The organism is Brenneria sp. L4-2C, from assembly GCF_040240335.1.
GTDB lineage: Bacteria > Pseudomonadota > Gammaproteobacteria > Enterobacterales > Enterobacteriaceae > Brenneria.
Window position 1 is genome coordinate 162867 of record NZ_JBEIAC010000007.1, and the last position, 24190, is coordinate 187056.

18 protein-coding genes are annotated in these 24190 nt (G+C 55.1%); 11 read left to right on the plus strand and 7 right to left on the minus strand.

Features of this window, described 5'->3' with window-relative positions:
* Positions 1-224: 224 nt before the first annotated feature.
* Positions 225-1811, plus strand: coding sequence for a methyl-accepting chemotaxis protein (locus ABRZ26_RS12800; protein WP_319604515.1), 1587 nt, complete (start codon positions 225-227; stop codon positions 1809-1811).
* A gap of 60 nt (positions 1812-1871) precedes the next feature.
* On the opposite strand, the gene plsY is transcribed toward ABRZ26_RS12800, so the two are convergent.
* Positions 1872-2495, minus strand: a complete 624-nt coding sequence (gene plsY / locus ABRZ26_RS12805) for a glycerol-3-phosphate 1-O-acyltransferase PlsY (protein WP_319604516.1) — start codon at positions 2493-2495, stop codon at positions 1872-1874.
* A 134-nt stretch (positions 2496-2629) separates the two neighbouring features.
* Here plsY and folB point away from each other — a divergent pair, with 134 nt between their 5' ends.
* The gene (gene folB, locus ABRZ26_RS12810; RefSeq protein WP_319604517.1) at positions 2630-2983 is read left to right on the plus strand and encodes a bifunctional dihydroneopterin aldolase/7,8-dihydroneopterin epimerase; all 354 of its coding nucleotides are present in this window, start codon (positions 2630-2632) and stop codon (positions 2981-2983) included.
* 193 nt (positions 2984-3176) lie between these two features.
* Positions 3177-3995 carry an undecaprenyl-diphosphate phosphatase gene (gene bacA / locus ABRZ26_RS12815; protein ID WP_319604518.1) on the plus strand — a complete coding sequence of 273 codons (819 nt, stop codon included), beginning with the start codon at positions 3177-3179 and terminating at the stop codon, positions 3993-3995.
* A 51-nt stretch (positions 3996-4046) separates the two neighbouring features.
* Here the strand turns inward: bacA and ABRZ26_RS12820 are convergent, their stop codons facing one another.
* Together ABRZ26_RS12820 and ABRZ26_RS12825 are read right to left on the minus strand one after the other, a co-directional pair.
* Positions 4047-5294, minus strand: a complete 1248-nt coding sequence (locus ABRZ26_RS12820) for a multifunctional CCA addition/repair protein (RefSeq protein ID WP_319604519.1) — start codon at positions 5292-5294, stop codon at positions 4047-4049.
* A gap of 84 nt (positions 5295-5378) precedes the next feature.
* Positions 5379-5999, minus strand: a complete 621-nt coding sequence (locus ABRZ26_RS12825; protein ID WP_319604520.1) for a TIGR04211 family SH3 domain-containing protein — start codon at positions 5997-5999, stop codon at positions 5379-5381.
* 268 nt (positions 6000-6267) lie between these two features.
* Here ABRZ26_RS12825 and ABRZ26_RS12830 point away from each other — a divergent pair, with 268 nt between their 5' ends.
* The 5 genes from ABRZ26_RS12830 (at position 6268) to ABRZ26_RS12850 (ending at position 14346) form a co-directional block, all read left to right on the plus strand.
* Positions 6268-7602 carry a CYTH domain-containing protein gene (locus ABRZ26_RS12830; RefSeq protein ID WP_319604521.1) on the plus strand — a complete coding sequence of 445 codons (1335 nt, stop codon included), beginning with the start codon at positions 6268-6270 and terminating at the stop codon, positions 7600-7602.
* Between the two features lie 56 nt (positions 7603-7658).
* Positions 7659-10511: a bifunctional [glutamate--ammonia ligase]-adenylyl-L-tyrosine phosphorylase/[glutamate--ammonia-ligase] adenylyltransferase gene (gene glnE / locus ABRZ26_RS12835; RefSeq protein ID WP_319604522.1), complete on the plus strand. Its 2853-nt coding sequence runs from the start codon at positions 7659-7661 to the stop codon at positions 10509-10511.
* 103 nt (positions 10512-10614) lie between these two features.
* Positions 10615-12048 (plus strand): bifunctional D-glycero-beta-D-manno-heptose-7-phosphate kinase/D-glycero-beta-D-manno-heptose 1-phosphate adenylyltransferase HldE, encoded by a 1434-nt coding sequence (gene hldE, locus ABRZ26_RS12840; protein ID WP_319604523.1) that lies wholly within the window; start codon positions 10615-10617, stop codon positions 12046-12048.
* A gap of 15 nt (positions 12049-12063) precedes the next feature.
* Positions 12064-14118, plus strand: coding sequence for an NAD-dependent DNA ligase LigA (ligA, locus tag ABRZ26_RS12845; RefSeq protein WP_319604524.1), 2055 nt, complete (start codon positions 12064-12066; stop codon positions 14116-14118).
* A 3-nt stretch (positions 14119-14121) separates the two neighbouring features.
* The gene (locus tag ABRZ26_RS12850) at positions 14122-14346 is read left to right on the plus strand and encodes a DUF3820 family protein (RefSeq protein ID WP_319604525.1); all 225 of its coding nucleotides are present in this window, start codon (positions 14122-14124) and stop codon (positions 14344-14346) included.
* A gap of 27 nt (positions 14347-14373) precedes the next feature.
* On the opposite strand, the gene ABRZ26_RS12855 is transcribed toward ABRZ26_RS12850, so the two are convergent.
* From ABRZ26_RS12855 to garD, 4 genes are all read right to left on the minus strand, one after another.
* The gene (locus tag ABRZ26_RS12855; RefSeq protein ID WP_319604526.1) at positions 14374-14712 is read right to left on the minus strand and encodes a FlxA-like family protein; all 339 of its coding nucleotides are present in this window, start codon (positions 14710-14712) and stop codon (positions 14374-14376) included.
* Between the two features lie 220 nt (positions 14713-14932).
* On the minus strand, positions 14933-15274 hold the full coding sequence (locus ABRZ26_RS12860; protein ID WP_319604527.1) for a FlxA-like family protein: 342 nt from the start codon (positions 15272-15274) through the stop codon (positions 14933-14935).
* Positions 15275-15361: 87 nt separating this feature from the next.
* Entirely contained in the window at positions 15362-16897 is a 1536-nt protein-coding gene (locus tag ABRZ26_RS12865; protein ID WP_319604528.1) for a methyl-accepting chemotaxis protein, read from the minus strand.
* Between the two features lie 631 nt (positions 16898-17528).
* Positions 17529-19103 carry a galactarate dehydratase gene (gene garD, locus ABRZ26_RS12870; RefSeq protein WP_319604529.1) on the minus strand — a complete coding sequence of 525 codons (1575 nt, stop codon included), beginning with the start codon at positions 19101-19103 and terminating at the stop codon, positions 17529-17531.
* Between the two features lie 531 nt (positions 19104-19634).
* On the opposite strand from garD, the gene ABRZ26_RS12875 reads away from it, so the two are divergent.
* From ABRZ26_RS12875 to gudD, 3 genes are all read left to right on the plus strand, one after another.
* Entirely contained in the window at positions 19635-20984 is a 1350-nt protein-coding gene (locus ABRZ26_RS12875; RefSeq protein WP_319604530.1) for an MFS transporter, read from the plus strand.
* Between the two features lie 471 nt (positions 20985-21455).
* Complete coding sequence (locus ABRZ26_RS12880) at positions 21456-22799, plus strand: enolase C-terminal domain-like protein (protein WP_319604531.1); 1344 nt, start codon at positions 21456-21458, stop codon at positions 22797-22799.
* Positions 22800-22834: 35 nt separating this feature from the next.
* Positions 22835-24175: a glucarate dehydratase gene (gene gudD / locus ABRZ26_RS12885; RefSeq protein ID WP_319604532.1), complete on the plus strand. Its 1341-nt coding sequence runs from the start codon at positions 22835-22837 to the stop codon at positions 24173-24175.
* Positions 24176-24190: the final 15 nt, after the last annotated feature.

Sequence of the window (24190 nt, forward strand, 5' to 3'; positions counted from 1 at the left end):
GATGTCCTCGATTTTTAGCGCCTGCCGTTTTCCCGCCAGCGCCGCGCGCAGAGTGTAATAACTTATAGATAAATGTAACAAACTTATTAATTCGTTATTAAGTTACTAAACCCTATGGCGGGTTAAAGCTTAAGAGATCGGCATCCGATAGATGGCCTGCTGCAAATTTCGTTGGCGATTTGCTGCTTTTACAGGATTGATTTTTATAAATTCAGGAGGATGTGATGTTAAAAAATATCACCATTAAGGTGAATTTGCTGGTTCTTTTAGGCGCCATGGTGCTGCTTTTGCTGCTGGTCAGCGCGATTGGCATCAGCTCCATCAATCAGGGGAAAAGATCGCTTGCGACGATTGACAAAATTCAAGGCAAAGAGCTGAGCGCGCTGGCGGGCAGTTACACCGCTTCGCTGCGCGCCCGAACCGGGGTCGCGCTGGCGGCCCGGCAGATGGTGGCCGGCGAGCGGATTAAGGCCGAAGAGTCGGTGGCGCGGGCGCAGGACTATGCGGTGATTTCCCGTCAGGAGATGGCGCGGCTCCTTGAATACGGCGCTGTGACGGCGCATGGCAAGAAGCTGCTCGAAGACATCAAAAAACAGTATGCCGTCTATATCGATCTGGGTATTCAGCCGATGATCGACGCGCTGAAGCGCGGCAACGTGGATGAATATTACAGCCTGCTGCAAAACGTGGTTCCTCCTCTCAGCGCCGACATGGATAAAGCCAATAACGCTTTTCGCGATTTTGCCTTGCAGGTGGGGCAGGAGATGGTCTCTGACGCGGAATCTTTCGCCGTCAGCCGGTTGACCACGATTGGCATCGCCTGCGCGCTGACGCTGGCGATGGCGCTGATTGCCTGGGTTGCGCTGAAACATCTGGTTCTGCTCCCGCTTGGCAAGGCGGTGCGACAGCTGGAGTTTATTTCTCATGGCGATTTGACGCATCAGATTGAGGATGGCGGCGACAATGAGATTGGCCGCCTGATGCAATCGATGAAAAACATGCAGCATTCGCTCTCGCTGGCGGTCGGCCGGGTGCGCGACGCCGGCGGACAGATTGACATCGGCACCGGCGAACTCTCCATCGGCAATACGCATCTGGCGGCGCGCACCGAAGAGTCGGCGGCCTCCATCGAGCAAACCGCGGCCAGCATGGAACAGCTGAATGCGACGGTGAAACTGAACGCGGAGAATGCCGAGCAGGCATATAGTCTGGCGCAGAATGTTGCGGATATCACCGGACAGGGCAGCAATGCGGTCGAACAGATGGTTGAGAGAATGAGCCTTATCTCTCAAAGCTCGGCGCATATCGCCGATATTCTGGCCGTTATCGACGGTATTGCTTTCCAGACCAATATACTGGCGTTGAACGCCGCGGTGGAGGCCGCGCGCGCCGGCGAGCAGGGGCGGGGCTTCGCGGTGGTGGCCGGCGAGGTGAGGAACCTGGCGCAGCGCAGCGCGCAGTCCGCCAAAGAAATCAAAGCGCTGATGCTGGATTCTCAGGAGCGGGTCAGGGAAGGGACGCAAATGGCGGAAACGACCGGCGACATCATGAATAAGGTTTCTGAGGTCGTGACGCACATGACCACCCTGATGCGGGAGATCTCCAGCGCGTCGCGTGAACAGAGTCACGGTATCGAACAGGTCAATGTCGCCGTGTCGCAGATGGATGAAGCGGCCCAGCAGAATGCGTCGCTGGTGGAGGAATCAACGGCGGCGACGCGTTCGCTGGAAGAACAGGCGCGTCAGCTGGCGGAAAGTATGGCGGTATTCAAACTGCCGCGTCAGGAACTGGCGGCGATAGGCCGGTATTGAGTCTGACGGGGTATTGTTATCGACCGACCATTCCCGTCGCGGCGGGAATGGTGATTTGTCTTAAACATCCGCATCGTCAGCGCGTTTTTTCCTGCGCAGTTTGCGCCAGATTTTGCTTTCCTGCCCACGCCACAAGCGCTGAATATTATCATGGTGACGCACCAATATCAGACAGGAAAGCATGGCGACCGGGAAGGTAAACTGCGGCTTAAACCACCAGACGTAGAACGGCGCGATCAGTGCGCTGACGATCGCTCCAAGCGAGGAATAGCCGCTGAGCAACACGGTCAGCAACCAGGTTCCCGTCATCAGGCCGGTGAGATCCCAGCCGATGGGCGCAATGGCGCCGAACGCCGTGGCGACGCCTTTGCCGCCGCGAAAATGAAAAAATACCGGATAGATATGACCGAGACAGGCGGCGATGGCGGTCAGCCCCAGATATAAAGGGGGAACGCCCAGCGCGTACGCCGCCCAGACGGGCAACATGCCTTTTAATATATCGAAGATCAGCACGGTGGCGGCGGTGGATTTGCCGCCGATACGCAGAACGTTGGTGGCGCCGGGATTGCCTGAACCCTGCTCGCGAGGATCCGGCAGCCCGGCGATCCGGCAGACCAGAATCGCGCTGGAAATGGAGCCACACAGATACGCGATTAATATCATACCAAGCGCGGTAGCACTCATAACGCGGTTCCGTTTAATAGAAAGATGTTTAGAAGGTCGTTTAATAAGGGTCGTTTTACTCTTCGCATCTGTGGATAATACGCATAATCCGTCGGAAGTGGTATCCGACAACGACAAAAACAGAGAATGGCGTGATGGATATCGTATTTATTGAAGAACTTACTGTAATTACCACGATTGGTGTTTACGACTGGGAACAGACCATCCGGCAGAAATTGGTGTTCGATATCGAAATGGGCTGGGATAACCGTCAGGCGGCGGGAAGCGATGACGTTAACGACTGCCTGAGTTACGCCGATGTCAGCGATGCGGTGATAACGCTGGTCGAAGGACAGCGCTTTGCGCTGGTTGAACGCGTGGCGGAAGAAGTGGCGACGATGCTGATGCAGCGTTTCGCCATCCCCTGGCTGCGCATTAAGCTTTGTAAGCCCGGCGCGGTGGCGCAGGCGCGTCAGGTCGGCGTGATTATTGAGCGTGGAAAGCGATAAATCTGATTTTTTTGAATTATTACTGATTTGCGTACAACAAAAACGTAATCTGTGAGGTCTATAACATTTTGAAGCGGCTCGCCAAACAGCGCTGCCGCTTTTTTGTGGCACGGCGCACGGGCTGTTGGCGCTTTCAGATCATGGCTGCACGACGTTTTATGATCTCACAGTTATCATACGCAAGGTATTTTAGATGACAGATCTGCACTCATTATTTATTGCATTTATTCTCGGTGTCGTTGAGGGATTGACTGAGTTTTTACCCGTATCCTCTACCGGCCATATGATTATTGTCGGTCATTGGTTGGGGTTTGCGGATGACAAAGCAAAAACCTTTGAGGTCATTATCCAGTTAGGATCGATTCTTGCGGTCGTCGTGATGTTCTGGCGTCGTTTATTCGGCCTTATCGGTATCCATTTCGGCCAGGTTCCCCATGAAGGCCATACCGCCGGTCGTCTGAAACTGAGCCATATCCTGCTTGGAATGATCCCGGCCGTGGTGCTCGGCCTGATTTTTCACGATGTGATCAAATCGCTGTTCGAACCCAAAAATGTGATGTACGCGTTGGTCGTCGGCGGTTTTCTGCTGCTGGCGGCGGAATGGTTAAAGCCCCGGCAACCGCGCGCGGTCGGGCTGGATGATATTACGCATCGTCAGGCGTTTATGATCGGTTGTTTTCAATGCTTAGCGCTCTGGCCGGGCTTTTCCCGCTCCGGCGCCACCATTTCCGGCGGTATGCTGGTGGGCGTCAGTCGCTATGCGGCATCGGAGTTCTCTTTTATTCTGGCGGTTCCCATGATGATGGGCGCGACGGCGCTGGACCTTTACAAGAGCTGGCATTTTCTGACGCTGAGCGATCTGCCGATGTTCGCGGTGGGCTTTATCACGGCCTTTGTCGTGGCGCTGATTGCGATTAAGACCTTCTTACAGGTGATTAAACGTATCTCTTTCGTCCCCTTCGCCATCTATCGCTTTTTTGTCGCGGCGGCGGTGTATGTGGTGTTTTTGTAAGCCGCTCGCAAAGTAAAAAGCCGCGCCATGGCGCGGCTTTTTACTTTTGGCTTATGCAGCAGGCGGAGCGTTATTCGCCTGTTGCGCCTTCCATTGTTCCAACGCCCTGATGCGGCGGCGATTCAGTTCGTTGCGAACTTCAATGCCCTGAAAACCGTCGGCGACCACGGCGGCGCTGGCAACGCCGCTTGCGACGCGAAAGGCCGCGCGCAGATAATCGCCCTGCGGATAGGCGCTTTCTTCAAAGCCGGTGCGTCCGCGGGCATCGGCTTCGCTGGTGATCGCCAACTGTTCCAGCCGCTGCGGCTTACGCCACACGTCAAGCGCATCAAACAGCTTCAGCAACGTTTTGGGCTGCAATTGCTGCACCGTGTGAACCAGATCGTGATATTCCGCGACCAGCTTCGCCAGATCCCGAATGTGATTGGGAATACGCAGCCGCTCGCATAATGCCTCAACCAGTTTCACCCCTGCCGGCCCGTGACCGTGATGGCGCGGCCAAAGTTCGGGCGGCGTCAGTCCTTTGCCGAGATCGTGGCACAGGGTGGCGAAACGGATGTCGACGTCCGGGGTGAGACGGGCGGCGATGGCCAGCGTCATCAGCGTATGAATGCCGGTATCGATTTCAGGATGCCACTTGGCCGGCGCCGGAATGCCGTACAGCTTATCGATTTCAGGAAACAGTACGCCAAGCGCGCCGCACTCTCTGAGCACCTGAAAATAAACCTGCGGGGATTGGGTCGCGAGCGCTTTCTCGGTTTCTTTCCAGACGCGCTCCGGCGTCAGATAGGCCAGTTCGCCCTCGCGCGTCATTTTTTGCATCAGCGCCAGCGTTTCATCGGCAATCTGAAAACCAAGGTCGGCGAAGCGGGCGGCAAAACGCGCCACGCGCAATACGCGCAGCGGATCTTCACTAAAGGCGTCGGAAACATGGCGCAACAGGCGATTTTCCAGATCGCGGCGGCCATGATAGGGATCGATCAGTTCACCCTGTTGCGTACGGGCAATCGCGTTAATGGTCAGATCGCGGCGCAGCAAGTCCTGCTCCAGCGTGACGTCCGGCGCCGCGTGGCAGACAAAACCGGTATAACCGTTGCCTGATTTTCGTTCGGTACGGGCCAGCGCATATTCTTCATGGCTGACCGGATGCAAAAATACCGGGAAATCTCTTCCTACCTGCTGGTAGCCCTGAGCAAGCATTTGCTCCGGCGTTGCGCCAACCACAACCCAGTCTCGTTCGGTAACGGGTAAATTAAGCAGACTGTCCCGTACTGCGCCGCCGACAAGGTAAATATTCAACGTCGGGCTCCTGTGAATGTATCGTCATATTCATGACATATTACCATTTTTGCGCAACATTACCGTAACGGGTGTTGGATAGCGTTAACTCATCCACCGGTCATTCTTCTTGCGACGCGGGATAATGTGCGGCAACAGCAGGCCCAGCAGGAGTCCGGCGCCTGCCACGCCGCCGCCGTACAGGAACCACTGTAGAATGATGGTTCGCTGTTTATCGTCAAGCTGGACATTCGCGGCGCTGACTTTCTTCTGCGCCACGATCAGCTGATTCTTCAACTCCTGATTTTCATTACGCAACCCGTTGATAATATCGTCGCTGGCGGCGACTTTCTGCTGCATTTCCGCCGTGCGCTGGTTCCAGGTCTGATCGATATTGTTCAATTTTGCCGTCAAATCGTTAACCTGATTTTCCAATTCAGGCACCCGGGTTTTCAGACTTGGCGTTTCGCTCAACTGATCGAGCGCAATCCAGCTCGTGCGGTTTTTATCATCGAGGATCTGCGCATAGCCCGCGTCCTGATTAATACTGAGCACCGTCACGGGCGTGCCGGCTTTCAGCGTACCGATAATACGATATTGATTGCCGGGGCCGCTGTGGATATAGGTCAGCAACTCATCGGAAATATAACGTTGTTCATCAGCATGAGCGGTCAAACTTAGGGTAAAGGTCATTAAGGTAAAAAAAATCAGGCGTAATTTCTGCATAAGATCATCAGGTTGCGTAAGTCATGGGATGATAGTAGAGGCTTAAGTCTGACGAGGCAATGATTAAACCTGAATGAGAACTTTCTCACTCTTGGTTCGCCGGTCGTTCCCTTGAGCGGCGCGCGATGTTTTTGTCGCGGCGCGAATCCTGTTTAAGCCTATCGCCGCCGGTGAAAAATCAACGGTCGCCGCAAAGGTGGCAAGGTGAAGTAAAATGTTATTTACTGGCGTAAATTTGATGGAGTCCGGGTCCGGTCTGGTAAATGTTATGAGTGAAGAAATCGAACTGAAATTTATTGTTCATCGCGACAGCGTCGAGTCGTTACGACAGCAGTTGTCCGCCTGGCAAAGCGAGTACAGTCAGGCGGAGCATCTGCATGCCCGGCGGCTGACGAACACCTATTATGAGACGGCGGACGGCTTCCTGCGCAAGCAGGGTATCGGTCTGCGGATTCGCGGCGAGAACGAACGCTATGAGATGACGGTGAAAACCGCCGGTAAAGTGATTGGCGGGCTGCATCAGCACCCTGAATATAATGTCGCGCTGGAGAAAGCGGAGTTGGATCTTAGCCTGCTTCCGGCGGAAATCTGGCCGGAAAACTGCGATCCGGGCGCGCTTCAGCCGTCGCTTAATCCGCTGTTCAGCACGGACTTTACCCGTGAGAAGTGGGTGGTTACTTATCATCAAAGCGTGATTGAGGTTGCGCTTGATCGCGGCGAGATCCGCGCAGGCGAACTCAGTGAACCGTTAAGCGAACTTGAGATGGAGCTGAAGCTGGGACAAACGTCGGACCTGTTTGAACTGGCGACGGAAATCGCCGAATTTGGCGGTTTGCGCCAGGGAAGCCTCAGTAAAGCCGCGCGCGGCTATCATCTGGCTAAAGGCAATCCTGCGCGTGAATGCCGCCCGGCGGGCATCCTTACCCTGGAGCCCAAGGCCACTATCGATCAGGCCATCGGCGCGGCGCTGGAATACGCGCTCAGCCACTGGCAGTATCATGAAGAGCTGTGGGTGCGCGGCAACGCCGAGGCCCGTAAGGCATTGCCGCAGGCCGGCGCGCTGATCCGCGAAATGCTGGTGCTGGTCGGCGGCGTGATTCCCCGGAAGGTGACGACCCTGTTTCGCGCGGCGCTCGCCAGTCTGGAAGACAAGGTTCAGGGGCCGGAGGCGGCGGAAAGCCTGTGCTACAGCGTAGAGTATCTGCAAAGTAAGCTGGCGCTTACTTCATGGCTGGTTGAAGCCGGCTGGCGCAGCTATATGGATAATAAAGAGCGCATCAAGTTACAGGGGTCTTACAAACGTTTTGCCGACATCATGCTGGGACGCAGTTCCGCCGAACTGAAACACACGTTCAACAGTACCCTGAGCGAAGTGCAATATGTACAGCAATTGCCGCGTTTACAACGCAATATTTGCGCGCTGCAACTGTTATCCGGCGCCTATCCGACTGAGCAGGTGGAGGCGTATATGGCGCGCTGGCGCGCGTTAATCGAGTCGATTGAACAGTTATCAGTCGATCACACGCCATCGCCGTATCTGGAAACCTGCCGTAAACAGGCATTGGCACAGCCGCCATTCTGGCTACACAGCGCCGGGAATTAACCGTTAACCGCGTTTACCCGCTATTGACGGCGGGTAACCTCTCAAGGGAACCAGTCATGTCGATCTATCCTTTGCCGTCTTTGCCGCCGTTATTGGCGCAACAGTCCCAACGGGTTTTATTACGTTGGCGGGAAGCCGCCGCGGACCCGGTTCCGGTAACGGAGAACGAGCTTGCCGTCCTGGCGATGAGCGATTTCGTCAGTGACGCGCTGACGCGTTATCCGGACTGGCGGCAGGATATTCACCGCCGGCCGCCGCAGCCGGATGAGTGGCGGCATTACCCTGAGTGGCTGAATCAGACGCTGAGCGGCATCGACGACGAAACGGCGCTGATGAGCGCGCTGCGGCGTTTTCGCCGCCATATGCTGGTCAGGATCGCCTGGTCGCAGGTGGTACGCGCCAGTAGCACGGAACAAACCTTGCGGCAGCTGAGCGAACTGGCGGAAACGCTGATTATCGCGGCGCGCGACTGGCTGTATCAGGCCTGCTGCCGCGATTGGGGCGCGCCCGTCAATGCGCGGGGAATTCCTCAGCCGCTGCTGATCCTGGGGATGGGAAAGCTGGGCGGCTGCGAGTTGAATTTCTCCTCCGACATCGACCTGATTTTTGCCTATCCGGAGAGCGGTCAGACCCAGGGCGGGCGGCGTGAGCTGGATAACGCGCAGTTTTTTACCCGGCTGGGACAGCGGCTGATCAAGGTGCTGGATCAGCCCACGGTCGATGGTTTTGTCTATCGCGTCGACATGCGGCTGCGCCCGTTCGGCGATAGCGGCCCGCTGGTGCTGAGTTTTGCCGCGATGGAGGATTATTATCAGGAACAGGGCAGGGACTGGGAACGCTATGCGATGGTGAAAGCCCGTCTGCTGGGCGGGGCGGAAGATGGATACAGTCAGGAGCTGCGCAGCATGCTGCGGCCTTTTGTCTTTCGGCGCTATATCGATTTCAGCGTGATTCAGTCGTTGCGTAACATGAAGGGCATGATTGCCCGCGAAGTTCGTCGGCGGGATTTGCGTAACAATATCAAACTGGGCGCGGGCGGCATTCGTGAAATCGAGTTTATCACCCAGGTTTTTCAACTTATCCGCGGCGGACGCGAGCCGGGGCTACAGGAAAGGGCGCTGCTGCCCACGCTGCGGCATATCGGCGAACTGGGACTACTGGCGCCGCCTCAGATTGCCGAGCTCAGCGAGGCATACTGTTTTCTGCGCCGTCTGGAAAATCTGCTCCAGGCGATTGCCGATGAGCAAACGCAGACATTGCCCGACGATGAGCTGAATCGGTCGCGGCTGGCGTGGGGGATGGGGGTTGACGACTGGCCCGCGCTGGAACAGGCGCTGGCGCGTCACACGCTCTGCGTCCGCCGCGTGTTTGACGATTTGATTGGCGATGATGCGCCGGACAATAACGATATTCCCGAACACGACAGCTATCGCAGCCTGTGGCAGGACAAATTGGATTATGCCGATCTGGCCCTGCTGACCCCGCACCTGACGGCAAGCGTGCGTGAGAAACTGTTGCGCGAGGTCGTCGATTTTCATCATGACGTCGCCAAGCGGACGATCGGCCCGCGCGGGCGCGACGTGCTCGATCAACTGATGCCCAGCCTGCTGGCGGAAGTGTGCGCCCGGCAGGATGCGGATATCATTTTATCTCGCCTGACCCCTCTGTTGCTGGGGATTGTCACCCGCACCACCTATCTGGAACTGCTGCTGGAGTCGCGGCCCGCGCTGGCGCAGCTCGTCCGGCTGTGCGAGGCTTCGCCGATGGTGGCCGGCCAACTGGCGCGTTATCCGCTGTTGCTGGATGAGTTGCTCGATCCCACCACGCTTTATCAACCGACCGCGCCGGAAGCCTATGCCGATGAGCTGCGCCAGTATCTGATGCGCGTGCCGGAAGAGGATGAGGAGCAACAACTGGAGGCGGTGCGCCAGTTCAAGCAGGCGCAATTGTTGCGTATCGCCGCCGGCGATATCGCCGGCGCGCTGCCGGTCATGAAAGTGAGCGATCACTTAACCTATCTGGCCGAAGCGATTATCGCCGCCGTCGTGCAGCAGGCCTGGTCGCTGATGGTCGCCCGTTACGGTCAGCCCGCGCATTTGCAGCAGCGCGAAGGGCGCGGTTTTGCGGTCATCGCCTATGGCAAGCTGGGCGGTTGGGAATTGGGCTACGGCTCCGATCTGGATCTGGTTTTCCTGCTGGATTGTCCGCCCGATGTCATGACCGATGGCGACCGCAGTATCGATGGCCGCCAGTTCTATCTGCGGCTGGCCCAGCGCGTGATGCACCTGTTCAGTACGCGCACCTCATCGGGCATTTTGTATGAGGTGGATGCGCGTCTGCGGCCTTCGGGCGCCGCGGGGATGCTGGTCAGTACGCTTGAGGCTTTTGATGATTACCAGCATAACGAGGCCTGGACCTGGGAACATCAGGCGCTGGTGCGGGCGCGTATGGTTTACGGCGAGAGCGGCGTTCAGCGGCGGTTCGAGGCCATTCGGCGCGATATTCTCTGCCGCGCGCGCGACGGCGACAAACTGCGTACCGACGTGCGCGAGATGCGTGAAAAAATGCGCCAGCATCTGGCGAATAAGGATAAGAGCCTGTTCGACCTGAAGACGGACGCCGGCGGGATCACCGACATTGAATTTATCGTCCAGTATCTGGTGCTGCGCTATGCGTCGCAGGAGCCGCGCCTGACCCGCTGGTCGGATAATGTGCGCATACTGGACATGATGGCGCAGTATGGCGTGATGGAGGAGCGCGAGGCCGATGCCTTGAAGCGGGCCTACGTCGCGATGCGCAATGAGCTGCACCATCTGGCGTTGCAGGAAATATCAGGACGGGTGGGGCCGGATAAGTTTATGGCCGAGCGGCAACAGGTTCAGCAAAGCTGGAACCAATGGCTGGGTTGAGAAGCGCTTCGCATTCCGTGGAGCCTGGATTCGCTTTTTAATGGTAATAATCCGTCCTGTGATATTATGACGCGCATTATGCGAAATGAGCTTGGAGTATGGAATGAAAGTTACGCTGCCTGATTTCCGCCGTGCGGGCGTATTGGTGGTTGGGGATGTGATGCTGGACCGCTACTGGTATGGCCCGACCAACCGGATTTCACCTGAGGCGCCGGTGCCGGTGGTGAAGGTGGATACGATTGAGGAACGTCCGGGCGGCGCAGCCAACGTGGCGATGAATATCGCCTCCCTGGGCGCGGTTTCACGCCTGGTCGGCCTGACGGGAATCGATGACGCCGCGCGGGCGTTGAGCGCCAAACTGAACGAAGTCAACGTCAGGTGCGATTTTGTTTCGGTGCCTACGCATCCGACCATCACCAAACTGCGCGTGTTGTCGCGTAATCAGCAGTTGATTCGACTGGACTTTGAAGAAGGTTTCGACGGCGTCGATCCGCAGCCGATGATTGAGCGTATCCAGCAGGCGCTGCCTAACATCGGCGCGCTGGTTTTGTCGGATTACGCAAAAGGGGCGCTTACCCACGTACAGACGATGATCCAGACGGCGAAGGCGGCGGGCGTGCCGGTGCTGATCGATCCGAAAGGCACCGATTTTTCCCGTTACCGGGGCGCGACGTTGCTGACGCCCAACCTGTCTGAGTTCGAGGCGGTGGTCGGGCGCTGTAAAAATGAACAGGAACTGGTGGAGCGCGGTATGCGACTGGTGGCTGATTACCAGCTTTCCGCGCTGTTGATCACCCGTTCCGAGCAGGGTATGACGCTGTTGCAACCGGGTAAAGCGCCGTTGAATTTACCGACGCAGGCGCAGGAAGTGTATGACGTGACCGGGGCCGGCGATACGGTTATCGGCGTTTTGGCCGCGGCGCTGGCCGCCGGCAACCCGCTGGAAGAGGCCTGTTTCCTGGCGAATGCCGCCGCGGGCGTGGTGGTCGGCAAGCTGGGCACCTCGACGGTAACGCCCATCGAACTGGAAAATGCCATTCGCGGCCGCTCGGATAGCGGTTTCGGCGTGATGAGCGAGGAGCAACTGAAGGACGCCGTGGCGCGCGCGCGTCAGCGTGGCGAGAAGATCGTCATGACCAACGGCTGTTTCGATATTTTACATGCGGGACACGTCTCCTACCTTGCCAACGCCCGTAAACTGGGCGATCGCCTGATTGTCGCCGTCAACAGCGATGCCTCGACCAAGCGCCTGAAAGGGCCGACCCGACCGGTAAATCCGTTGCCGCAGCGCATGATCGTGCTGGGCGCGTTGGAGTCCGTCGACTGGGTGGTGGCGTTCGAGGAAGATACCCCGCAGCGTCTGATTGCCGAGGTATTGCCGGATATTCTGGTAAAAGGCGGCGATTATCAGCCGCATGAAATCGCAGGCAGCGAAGAAGTGTGGGCCAATGGCGGCGAAGTCAAAGTGCTGAATTTTGAAGACGGCTGTTCCACCACCAATATTATTAACGCCATTAAAGCCGGTAAGTCTGAGTAACTGACTGAAACAGGTATGAATCCATTGAATTTAGAGTCAGCCGAAGTACGTGAGGCAACCTCACGGATAGCAGAACTGCGCGCATTGCTGCGCCATCACGAATACAAGTATCACGTGGAAGATGCGCCGGAAATTCCCGATGCCGAATACGACCGGCTGATGCAAGAGCTGAAAAGTCTGGAACAGGCCTATCCCCAACTGGTGACCAGCGACTCGCCGACTCAGCGCGTCGGGGCCGCGCCGCTGGCGGCGTTCGAGCAGGTGCGCCATGAAGTGCCGATGCTGTCGCTGGACAACGTCTTTGATGAAGACAGCTATCTGGCGTTCAGCAAACGTATTGGCGATCGGCTGAAAAATGCCGAAGACCTGACGTTCTGCTGTGAACTGAAACTGGACGGTCTGGCGGTCAGTCTGCTGTATGAGGATGGCGTGCTGGTGCAGGCGGCAACGCGCGGCGACGGCACGACCGGTGAGAACATCACCGCCAACATTCGCACCGTTAAGGCGATCCCGCTGCGTTTGCGCGGGGACAACATTCCACGTCGTCTGGAAGTGCGCGGTGAAGTTTTCATGAAACACCGCGGTTTCGAACAACTGAACGAAGAAGCGCGCCGCACCGGCGGCAAAGTTTTCGCCAATCCGCGCAATGCGGCGGCGGGCTCGCTGCGTCAGCTCGATCCCCGCATTACGGCCAAACGCCCGCTGACCTTTTTCTGTTACGGCGTGGGCCTGCTGGAAGGGGGCGAGTTGCCCGCCAGCCACTGGCGGCGTTTGATGCAATTCAAAGCCTGGGGGCTTCCCGTCAGCGATCGTATCAAGCTTTGCACCGGCAGCGGCGAAGTGCTGGACTTTTACCGCCACGTCGAGCAGCAGCGCGCCTCGCTGGGCTTTGATATCGACGGCGTGGTGGTCAAGGTCGACGATCTGGCCTTGCAGGCTCGGCTGGGATTCGTCGCCCGCGCGCCGCGCTGGGCGGTGGCGTATAAATTCCCGGCCCAGGAACAACTGACCTGGGTTCGTGACGTTGAGTTTCAGGTGGGCCGTACCGGGGCGATTACGCCGGTGGCGCGTCTGGAGCCGGTGGCGGTGGCCGGGGTGATGGTCAGTAATGCGACGTTGCACAACGCGGATGAAATTGAACGTCTTGGTCTACAGATTGGCGATCGGGTGATTGTACGCCGGGCCGGCGATGTGATCCCGCAGATTGTCGGCGTGGTGGAGTCGGAGCGTCCTGAAAATACCCGGCCGATCCTGTTCCCCGCCGCGTGTCCGGTGTGCGGGTCTGACGTCGAGCGTGTTGAAGGCGAAGCCGTCACCCGCTGCACCGCGGGACTGATTTGCGGGGCGCAGCGCAAAGAATCCCTGAAGCATTTTGTTTCCCGCCGGGCGCTGGATGTCGACGGCATGGGAGACAAGATTATCGATCAACTGGTGGAGAAAGAGTACGTCAAAACGCCGGCGGATCTTTTCCGACTGAGCGCCGGCATCTTGACCGGTCTCGATCGTATGGGGCCGAAGTCGGCGCAAAACCTGGTCGGCGCGCTGGAAAAAGCGAAAAGCACCACGCTGGCGCGCTTTCTGTACGCCCTGGGGATCCGTGATGTCGGGGAAGCGACGGCGGCCAACCTTGCGGCGCATTTTGGTTCGCTTGAGGCGCTATCCGCCGCGGATGAAGAGGCGTTGCTGGCGGTTCCCGATGTGGGAACGGTGGTGGCGACGCATGTGCGTCATTTCCTTGAGGAAGAGCACAACCAAAACGTGATCCGCGAGTTAACCGATCCCGATGGCATAAACGTTCACTGGCCGGCGCCGACGGTGGTCAAGGTTGATGAGATTGACAGCCCGTTTGCCGGCAAGACCCTGGTGCTGACCGGGTCGCTGAGTATTCTGTCCCGCGATGAAGCCAAAGATCGGCTAACGGCGTTGGGCGCGAAGGTCAGCGGCAGCGTATCGAAGAAAACGGATATGGTGATTGCGGGCGAAGCGGCGGGATCCAAGCTGACCAAAGCGCAGGAACTGGGGATCCCGGTGATCGATGAGGCCGAAATGATCCGTTTGCTGGGAGCCTGACCCGTGGAAAAAGAAGACCTGATCGAGATTGCCAATATGCCTATGCCGTTTGGTAAATACCAGGGGCGTGCGCTTATCGATCTCCCGGAAGAGTATCTGCTGTGGTTTGCCCGTAAAGGCGAATTTCCGCAAGGGCGTCTGGGCGAGTTGATGCAAGTTACGCTGGCGATCAAAATAGAGGGTCTGCAAGGGTTGGTTAAACCGTTGAAGAAAAATGGCAAGGCATGAGCGTCATGCCTTGCCTGCTAGCGATCGTTAGACATAGACGTTAATCTGGTTTTCGTCCGTCGGACGGTTAACGCCGTCGCCCTTGGCGGAAACCGCGGCCGCACCGCCATTCGAGTCCTCTGCGGATTGTTGCGCCTGCTGTGCTTCAAGCTGCGCGATCTGCGCTGCAATCGCCTGGATCTGCGCCTGTAGTGCCTCGCTTTTGGTTGCGGTCGTTTCTGCGTCTTCCGATGATTGCGCGACGTCTTTAAGCTGCTCGGTCAACTTTTCAAGCTGCCGGTTGAGCTGATTAATCTTCTGGGTATAGCTCTGCGACGCGCCGCCCGCAGATGAAGTCGCTGATGAAATTGCACTGATGCCGGACATTTTTCCTCCTAATAAAGATCACGCATAGTGTGAGTTTATTATCGGTAACTACCTGTAAGCATTGAGGAGAATTAGGTTGTCAAGGCGCATGGTTGTCGTCAGTATTGCGTAATACATGTAACAAAACATGTTTCCTGCCGGATTGCCGCCCCTTTGCTGCCGCGCCATTTTTTACTGTCAGTGGTATTTCCGCCGCCTATCCGCATAGCGAATCGCGACATTACACGTAAAGATCGAGCCGGTTATTTCCCGAGGGCGCCGCGACCGTGTCTTGGGCTGCCGACGCGCTGGTGTCCGTTGTCGTCGGCGTAACTTGCTGTCCCTGCTGCAAGGCGGCTATCTGCGACTGGAGCGCGACCAACTGAGCCTGAATAATCTGTTTCTGCTCCTGGATGCTGTTATCGCCACTGGCGGCAGGGACGCTGAGTTGCGACAGCTTATCGTTAAGGTGATTAATGCGTTGATTTAGCTGTGTAACCTGTTGGTCGACATCATTAGCTGTGCTGGATGTTATCGGCGCGATAGCAGAAACTAAAGCCAGAGAATTGGAATAGGTAGACATCGTTTTATCCTCAACGTAAAAATTCCTGATGGCAACCTTATTAGTATCGGTCAAATTTTCCCCAGCTTTAATGTTTGGAAATATTAATTAACGTCCATAAACATTAATCGCGCTGTTTAAGCGTTTCGCCTGATTGTTCAAGCCTTCGGCGGTTTCCGTTGATTGCGCCACCATATCCGTATTACGTTGCGTCATCTCCTCGATATGGGCTATCGAGGTATTGATCAATCCCAGCGCCGAGGTTTGCTCTTGGGCGGCATGGCTGATCTCTTTGATCATCGTCGCGACTTGCAGCGCCTCATTCACAATATCGCTGATATGTCTGCCGGCATTTTCCACCCTCTCTTCCCCGGACTTCACGCTTTTAACATTATCGTTAATCAGCGCTTTAATCTCTTTCGCGGCGGATGCCGAATGCTGGGCCAAATTGCGGACTTCCGTCGCCACCACGGCAAATCCCTTGCCTTGCACGCCGGCCCGCGCCGCTTCTACGGCGGCATTCAGAGCCAGGATATTGGTCTGAAAGGCGATGCTGTCGATCACGCTGATGATATCGACGATTTTATTACTGGTCGTGGAAATGGAATCCATCATACCGATGGCTTCTTTCATGATTTCTCCGCCTTTGATGGCCGACCGGCTGGCGGTTTCCGCCATCTGCGTCGCCTGTGCGGCCGTTTCGGAACTCTGCTGTACCGCGGCGGTAATTTGCTCAATGGCCGCCGCCGTCTGTTGCAGGTTGGCGGATGTCTCCTCCGTGCGGGTATTCAGCGCGATATTGTTTTCCGCCAGCCGGTGGCTGACTTCCGTCATGCCTTTTACCTGCGTGCCGACATCATCGACCAGCGAGTGCAGATTGAGCCCGAACTGGTTGACTGCCCGCATCAATAGGCCGATCTCATCAACCCGATTCAGGCGTATGGTTTTTCCTTTACGGCCGGAGACCACATCCTGAGCCTGTTTCAGGATGGTTTTCAGCGGTCGTGCGATCTGCTGTTGCAGGAAAGCGTCCAGCAGCAGAATCAACGGCAGCGTCAGCGCGGCCAGCCATAGCGGATTAATGCCGACCAGCGCGAGTAGCGCGGGAATAATGCCGGCGGTCAGCACCGCCAGACGCAGGCGCCAGCGGACGGATAATTTTTGTAAGAGCGAGAGCGGGGAGAAGATACCGCTTCGAATCACTAATCCTTTATAAAATTTACGTTTCCCGGCCTGCTTTTTCTTCATTGCGGCATAGAGGGGTTCAACCAGTTTGATTTCATCCGCGCTCGGCGTATTGCGCACCGAGATATACCCCGTAAGTTGATTTTGATGATAAACCGGCGTGACGTTCGCTCTAACCCAATAATAATCGCCATTATTGCGCCGGTTTTTTACCAGCCCGGTCCAGCTATCGCCTTGCTTTAAGGTAAACCACATGTCTGCAAATGCTTCGACCGGCATATCCGGGTGACGCACGATATTATGTGGCTGATTGAGTAATTCGGATTCAGAGAAACCACTGACGTTGATAAATGCGGAATTGGCGTAGGTAATATGGCTCTTTGTATCCGTTGTGGACATCAAGATGGTATCCATATCCAACAGATACTCCTGCTGTGTAACAGGCGTATTTAATCTCATCGAAAACCCCAGAATGTGCATACCCATACGGCTTTAAAGCCGCAACGTCGTTTTGGGTATTTTGCTGTGTAAATTAGTCAATATTTCATCGCCATAAGCTGAAATTTCGCCGCTTAATCTGCTGAAATGCATTAAATAAACTTATATTTCCATTATTCACGTTACTATTATGTTGGCGCGTCGTGAAATTTATGGGGAATATATGCCGTTATTGTAATAAAGGCGTCGCTGATTTTTATCGCGCCTTGCTATCCAGACTGCGATCTTTTTTTAAGATCAATGTCGGAATATATTCATCGGCATGTCAAGTATTGTAAATTTATGACGACGGGGATCCTGATGTCAATGCATTCGTTTAATTATTAAAAAATCGGCTGGTGAAAAATCGTTATTACCCGCGCGTGACAGGAAGTGATAAGCATCGGCAGTAAAAACGTCGGCCTGTGTTAAATGAGGCGACCGTTTTTAATTTGTTATCAAAATATTATCTTGGATGTTGCTCATTATGAGGTTTGTGTGGATTATTTACTCATATATCTAAAGATGATGGCGGTAAAATTGATATTTCACCGGAAAATGAAAATAAGCATTATGGCCGGAATATATCCGGCCATATTATAGGCAATAACAGTCAGGTGACTGGCGCCGGGTTGAAAACGGCCAGCGCGTTATGCAGACCCCATTGATCGGACCAGGTTTTCTTATGACCGCTGGCAATATCCAGAATAAAATGGAAAAGCTGCCAACCCACATCTTCAATGGTTGCTTCGCCGGTGGCGATGGTGCCTGCGTCAATATCCATAAGATCGTACCAGCGATTAGCCAGTTCCGTTCGGGTCGCCATTTTGATGACGGGAACGGCCAGCAAGCCGTAAGGCGTGCCGCGGCCGGTGGTAAACACCTGAACGGTAATACCGGAAGCCAACTGCTGCGTGCCGCAAACGAAATCGCTGGCTGGCGTTGCGGCATAAATCAGGCCGCGTTTGCTGGGACGCTGTCCCGGAGACAGCACTTCAACGATAGCGCTGGTGCCGGATTTGGCGATAGAACCCAGCGCTTTTTCCACCACGTTAGCCAGCCCGCCTTTTTTGTTGCCCGGCGAGGGATTGGCGCTGCGATCGGTCTGGCCGCTATCGAGGTAATTATCATACCAGGCCATTTCTTCCAGCAGACGTTTGCCAACCTCTTGGTTAATCGCTCTGGGGGTGAGCAGATGAATCGCATCGCGCACTTCGGTCACTTCTGAAAACATCACGGTAGCGCCGCAACGTACCAGCAGATCGGATGCAAAACCCACCGCCGGATTCGCCGTTACGCCGGAGAAGGCATCGCTGCCGCCACACTGCATACCGACCACCAATTCAGAGGCCGGGCAAGTTTCACGCTGGCGTTGGTTCAATTGTTGCAGATGTCGATCGGCCATGGCCAGGATATCATCCACCATTGATTTGAAGCCGATATGATGTTCATCCTGTAAACGGACAATGCTGCTCTCATCGAGTGAAATAGCCTGTACATCAGGCGTTCCTTCCAACAGGCGTTCCGGTTGCAACTTTTCACAACCTAAGCCGACAACCAGGATCTCCCCGCCAAAGTTAGGGTTCAACGCCAGGTTGTGAATGGTGCGGATCGGCACGACCGCCGCCGGCGCATTAATGGCGACGCCGCAGCCATACAGGTGATTCAGCGCGACTACGCCGTCCACATTCGGGTATTTAGGCAGGAGATCGCGTTCAATAATTTTGACCACGTAATCAACCACCCCCGCTACGCAATGGACGCTGGTGGTAATGCCAAGCAGATTTTTCGTGCCGACGCTGCCGTCCGGGTTTCGGTAGCCTGCAAAAGTATAGCCCTCGAGTGGAGGAAGCGCGGCGGGAACGTTGGTTGCCAACGGCAGCGCGTTTAACGCCGGGGGCTGGGGCAGTTCGACCAGGGATTCGTCAATCCAGCTGCCCTGCGGAATATCCTTTAACGCATAGCCAATGATTTCGCCATAGCGGATAATAGGGCCGGATTTGGCAATATTAACCAACGCGACTTTGTGTCCCTGAGGGATATGCTCAATTAGTTTCAATCCCGTATCAAATTGCGTGCCGGCGCATAAGCCATCGTTATTAACGACAATGGCGACGTTATCGGATGCATGAACCTTAATATAAAGTGGTCGCTCGATTACCGCATTATTCTTTGATTTATATGACATGATGCAAGCCTTTGTGATTAATATATCACCTATGACATGGGTTTTTATGATTTACGACATCGCTCACTGATCAGTATACGTCAACGCCCGTGGCCTACACATTATGCAATTGAATGAAATGTTATTATTTGACCTCTCGTTTATCGGGCGAATGTCCAGCCATTGGTGAGGTCGATCACAATGTTTACGCGTCTGTTTTTTAACGGCTGAGGAAATAAGTCGGCGCTGAATTATGATGAGTAAAATGCTGTTTTCGTGAACCATCTCCCATTATATAGGGCAAATGCACCAATATATCAAAAATGAAATTTTTAATGTTGTGCTTTTCCCTAGTGAGCGGCAGAGAATTAAAAATTATACTCGTACAGCGAGTGAAAGCTGTCTATTAATTATTTCGCTGCTATATAGCCGGGCTATTAGCGAAAAATAAGAACGCGAATTCAATATCCACATATCTTCATTCTGATAACCCTACAATGTCATTTGTTATTCGGAATGAATGAGCTAACCGCGATAAAGCAGGAGTTCATAATGAATACAGTAAGCTCAGCAGCCGGCGCGATGCAAAAGAGAACAAACGCCCGCTACTGGATTGTCGTGATGTTATTTATTGTCACCTCGTTTAACTATGGCGATCGCGCCACGTTGTCCATTGCCGGTTCGGCCATGTCCAAAGAAATTGGTCTTGATGCCGTCGGCATGGGCTATATCTTCTCCGCGTTTTCATGGGCATACGTCATCGGGCAGATCCCGGGCGGCTGGCTGCTGGACAAATTCGGCTCCAAGAAAGTGTATTTCTATAGCATTTTCACCTGGTCGCTTTTTACTTTATTACAGGGGTTTGTCGATCTATTCAGCGGCGCTGGTATTGTTATTTCCTTGTTCCTGCTGCGTTTTATGGTGGGGCTCTGTGAATCGCCTTCCTTCCCGGGGAACAGTCGTATTGTCGCCGCCTGGTTTCCCGCTCAGGAACGGGGTACGGCGGTGGCGATATTTAACTCCGCACAATATTTCGCCACGGTGATTTTTGCCCCGATCATGGGCTGGCTGACCCATGCGGTGGGTTGGGCTCATGTATTCTGGTTTATGGGCGGTCTCGGCATCATTCTCAGCTTTGTCTGGCTGAAAGTGATTCACGATCCGAAAGATCACCCGGGCGTCAATCAGGCTGAGCTTGATTACATTGAAGCGGGCGGCGCGCTGACTAACATGGATGCGCAAGGCGTCAAAAAAACCACAGAAAAAGGTGAAAAATGGCATCAGATTAAGCAGTTGCTGCAATCACGCATGATGATCGGCGTTTACATCGGACAGTATTGCATTAATGCCTTAACCTACTTTTTCATCACCTGGTTCCCGGTTTACCTGGTGCAGGCCCGCGGCATGTCGATCCTTAAGGCCGGATTCGTTGCCTCCGTTCCCGCTATCTGCGGCTTTGTCGGCGGCGTTCTGGGCGGCGTGATTTCTGATTTTCTGATGCGCCGCACCAACTCCCTGACCTTTGCGCGTAAAACCCCCATCGTTCTCGGCATGTTTCTCTCCATGTCGATGGTGATTTGCAACTATGTCGAAACCGAATGGATAGTTGTGGCGGTAATGGCGGCGGCTTTCTTTGGCAAAGGTATCGGCGCATTGGGCTGGGCGGTCATGGCGGATACCGCGCCGAAGGAAATCAGCGGACTCAGCGGCGGTCTGTTTAATATGTTCGGCAACGTTTCGGGAATTGTGACGCCGATCGCCATTGGTTACATCATTGGCATGACGGGCTCTTTCAACGGCGGTCTGATTTATGTCGGTATTCATGCGCTGGTCGCCATCGTTAGTTATCTGTTCATCGTGGGCGAAATAAAACGTATTGAATTAACGCCCTTTAAACAATAACAACCACCTGAGTCGGGTATTTTTACACGAGGATATCCGGCGCCCGATAACGTCATAAATAACGCGCAGTGAATATGTCATCGGCGAGAGATGTTTTCGTGAAATATCTCTCAATAGTTTGGGCTGATGACTTATTTAATCTTTTTTATGCGCTGAAAAACTGGGCGGTTGCACAGTGAGTTAGCAAACGAAAAAAATTATACTTGAGCTGAAGTCGATGGGATGAATTAACGACGAGACGCGTGCCTTAGTCGGTTTTTCCAAAGAATGATCTTAATCATAATCAGCTTGTTATTTTAATATTCCTCTCGTGCCGCCTATTTTTCGGCGAAAAATAGGCAGGCGAAAATAAAGCAGGAAAAGAGTATGAAATCATTGATTGATGTATCCGCTATTCCGCTTATCGAACGGTTATCGCCAGTATCTGAATTAATTCTCCGCCACGCATTTATCTGAAATCAGGAGCAGGTCATGAACAATCATTCTTTTTCATCCTCTCCCGTCATTACCGATATGCAGGTTATTCCGGTTGCCGGGTATGACAGCATGTTGCTGAACATCGGCGGCGCGCACGGGGCTTATTTCACGCGCAATATCGTCATTCTGACCGACAGCGCCGGGCATACCGGGCTCGGCGAAGCGCCGGGCGGCGAAGTGATTTACAACACGCTGCTGGCGGCGATACCGCGCGTCAAAGGCGAACATCTGGCGCGCATGAACCGCCTGGTGCATGACATCCATGTCGGCAACCAATCCTCGGATTTCGATTCGTTCGGCAAAGGCGCCTGGACGTTTGAATTACGGGTCAATGCGGTGGCCGCGCTGGAAGCCGCCTTGCTTGATCTTCAGGGCCAGTTCCTCGGCGTGCCGGTGTCCGAACTGTTGGGGCATGGACAACAGCGTGATGAGGTCACGGTGCTTGGCTATCTGTTCTACATCGGCGATCGCCTGAAAACCGACCTGCCGTACCTGGCGGGCGAAACGGGGAAACATGAGTGGTATCGCCTGCGTCATGAGAAAGCGATGGATAGCGACGCCATCGTTCGTCTGGCCGAAGCGGCCGCCGACCGTTACGGCTTCAAAGATTTCAAACTGAAAGGCGGCGTATTGCCGGGCGAACAGGAAATCGATGCGGTCCGCGCACTGGCAACACGCTTTCCCGATGCCCGCATCACCATCGATCCGAACGGCGCCTGGTTATTGGATGAAGCGGTTCGCCTGTGCAAAGACATGCAGGGCATTCTGGCCTATGCGGAAGATCCCTGCGGCGCGGAACAAGGATTCTCCGGGCGTGAAATCATGGCGGAGTTTCGCCGCGCCACCGGCTTACCGGTGGCAACCAATATGATCGCCACCAACTGGCGTGAAATGAATCACGCCGTGATGTTGCAGGCCGTCGATATTCCGCTGGCCGACCCGCATTTCTGGACGATGCGCGGCGCGGTGCGCGTCGCGCAAATGTGCGATGAGTGGGGGCTGACGTGGGGCTGTCACTCCAATAACCATTTTGATATTTCGCTGGCGATGTTTACGCACGTCGGCGCGGCGGCGCCGGGCAATCCGACCGCCATTGATACGCACTGGATCTGGCAGGAAGGCCAATATCTGACCAAAGATCCGCTACCGATCGTCAATGGCAAAATCAAGGTGCCGGATCGTCCGGGACTGGGAATTGAACTGGATAGGGATCGGGTAATGAAAGCGCATGAATTATATAAAAAATTGCCCAGCGGCGCACGTAATGACGCCGCCGCGATGCAGTACCTGATCCCCGGCTGGACATTCGATCGTAAACGCCCGGTCTTTGGTCGTTAATTATCCGTACCCCTACTTCAATAAGGATAAAAACCATGACTTTGCAACATTCAACACCGGTTATTACCGACATGCAGGTTATCCCCGTCGCCGGGTATGACAGCATGCTGCTGAATCTTAGCGGCGCGCATGCGCCTTACTTTACCCGTAATATCGTGATCCTGAAGGACAACGCCGGTCATACCGGGGTCGGGGAAGTCCCCGGCGGCGAGAAAATACGTCAGACGCTGGAAGACGCCGGCGTATTGGTCATCGGTAAAACGCTTGGCGAGTATAAGAACGTGATGACGGCGGTGCGTAATCAGTTCGCCGATCGCGATGCGGCCGGCCGCGGGTTACAGACGTTTGATTTGCGCACCACGATTCATGTGGTGACGGCGATTGAGGCCGCCATGCTCGACCTGTTGGGCCAGTTCCTGAATGTTTCGGTGGCGTCGCTGCTGGGCGATGGACAACAGCGCGATGCGGTTGAAATGCTGGGTTACCTGTTTTACATCGGCGATCGCAACAAAACCGATCTGCCTTATCAGAGCCAGCCGGATGAAAAATGCGACTGGTATCGTCTGCGCCATGAAGAAGCGCTCACGCCGGAAACCATTGTCCGTTTGGCCGAGGCCTCTTACGAAAAATACGGTTTTAATGATTTCAAACTGAAGGGCGGGGTTCTGGCCGGCAGTGAAGAAGCGGAAGCGGTGACGGCGCTCGCTGAACGTTTCCCTCAGGCGCGGATCACCCTGGATCCCAATGGCGCCTGGTCTCTGGACGAAGCCATCGGTCTGGGCAAACAACTGCGCGGCGTACTGGCGTATGCGGAAGATCCCTGTGGCGCGGAACAGGGGTTCTCCGGGCGTGAAATCATGGCGGAGTTTCGCCGCGCCACCGGTCTGCCGACCGCCACCAACATGATTGCCACCGACTGGCGTCAGATGGGACACACTATTTCGCTACAGTCTGTCGATATCCCGCTGGCAGACCCCCATTTCTGGACGATGAACGGCTCCGTTCGCGTGGCGCAGATGTGTCACGAATGGGGACTGACCTGGGGCTCTCACTCTAATAATCACTTTGATATTTCACTGGCGATGTTCACCCACGTGGCGGCGGCTGCGCCGGGCAAAATCACGGCCATTGATACGCATTGGATCTGGCAGGAAGGCAATCAGCGTTTAACCAAAGCGCCATTACCGATCGTGGGCGGCATGGTCGAGGTGCCGAAGAAGCCGGGACTGGGCATCGAGCTGGATTGGGAGCAGGTGCTGAAAGCGCATGAGCTGTACAAAAACATGGGGCTGGGCGCCCGCAACGACGCGGTGGGGATGCAATATCTCATTCCTGGTTGGGCATTCGACAATAAACGTCCGTGCCTGGTGCGTTAACCGTTTGATTATCTA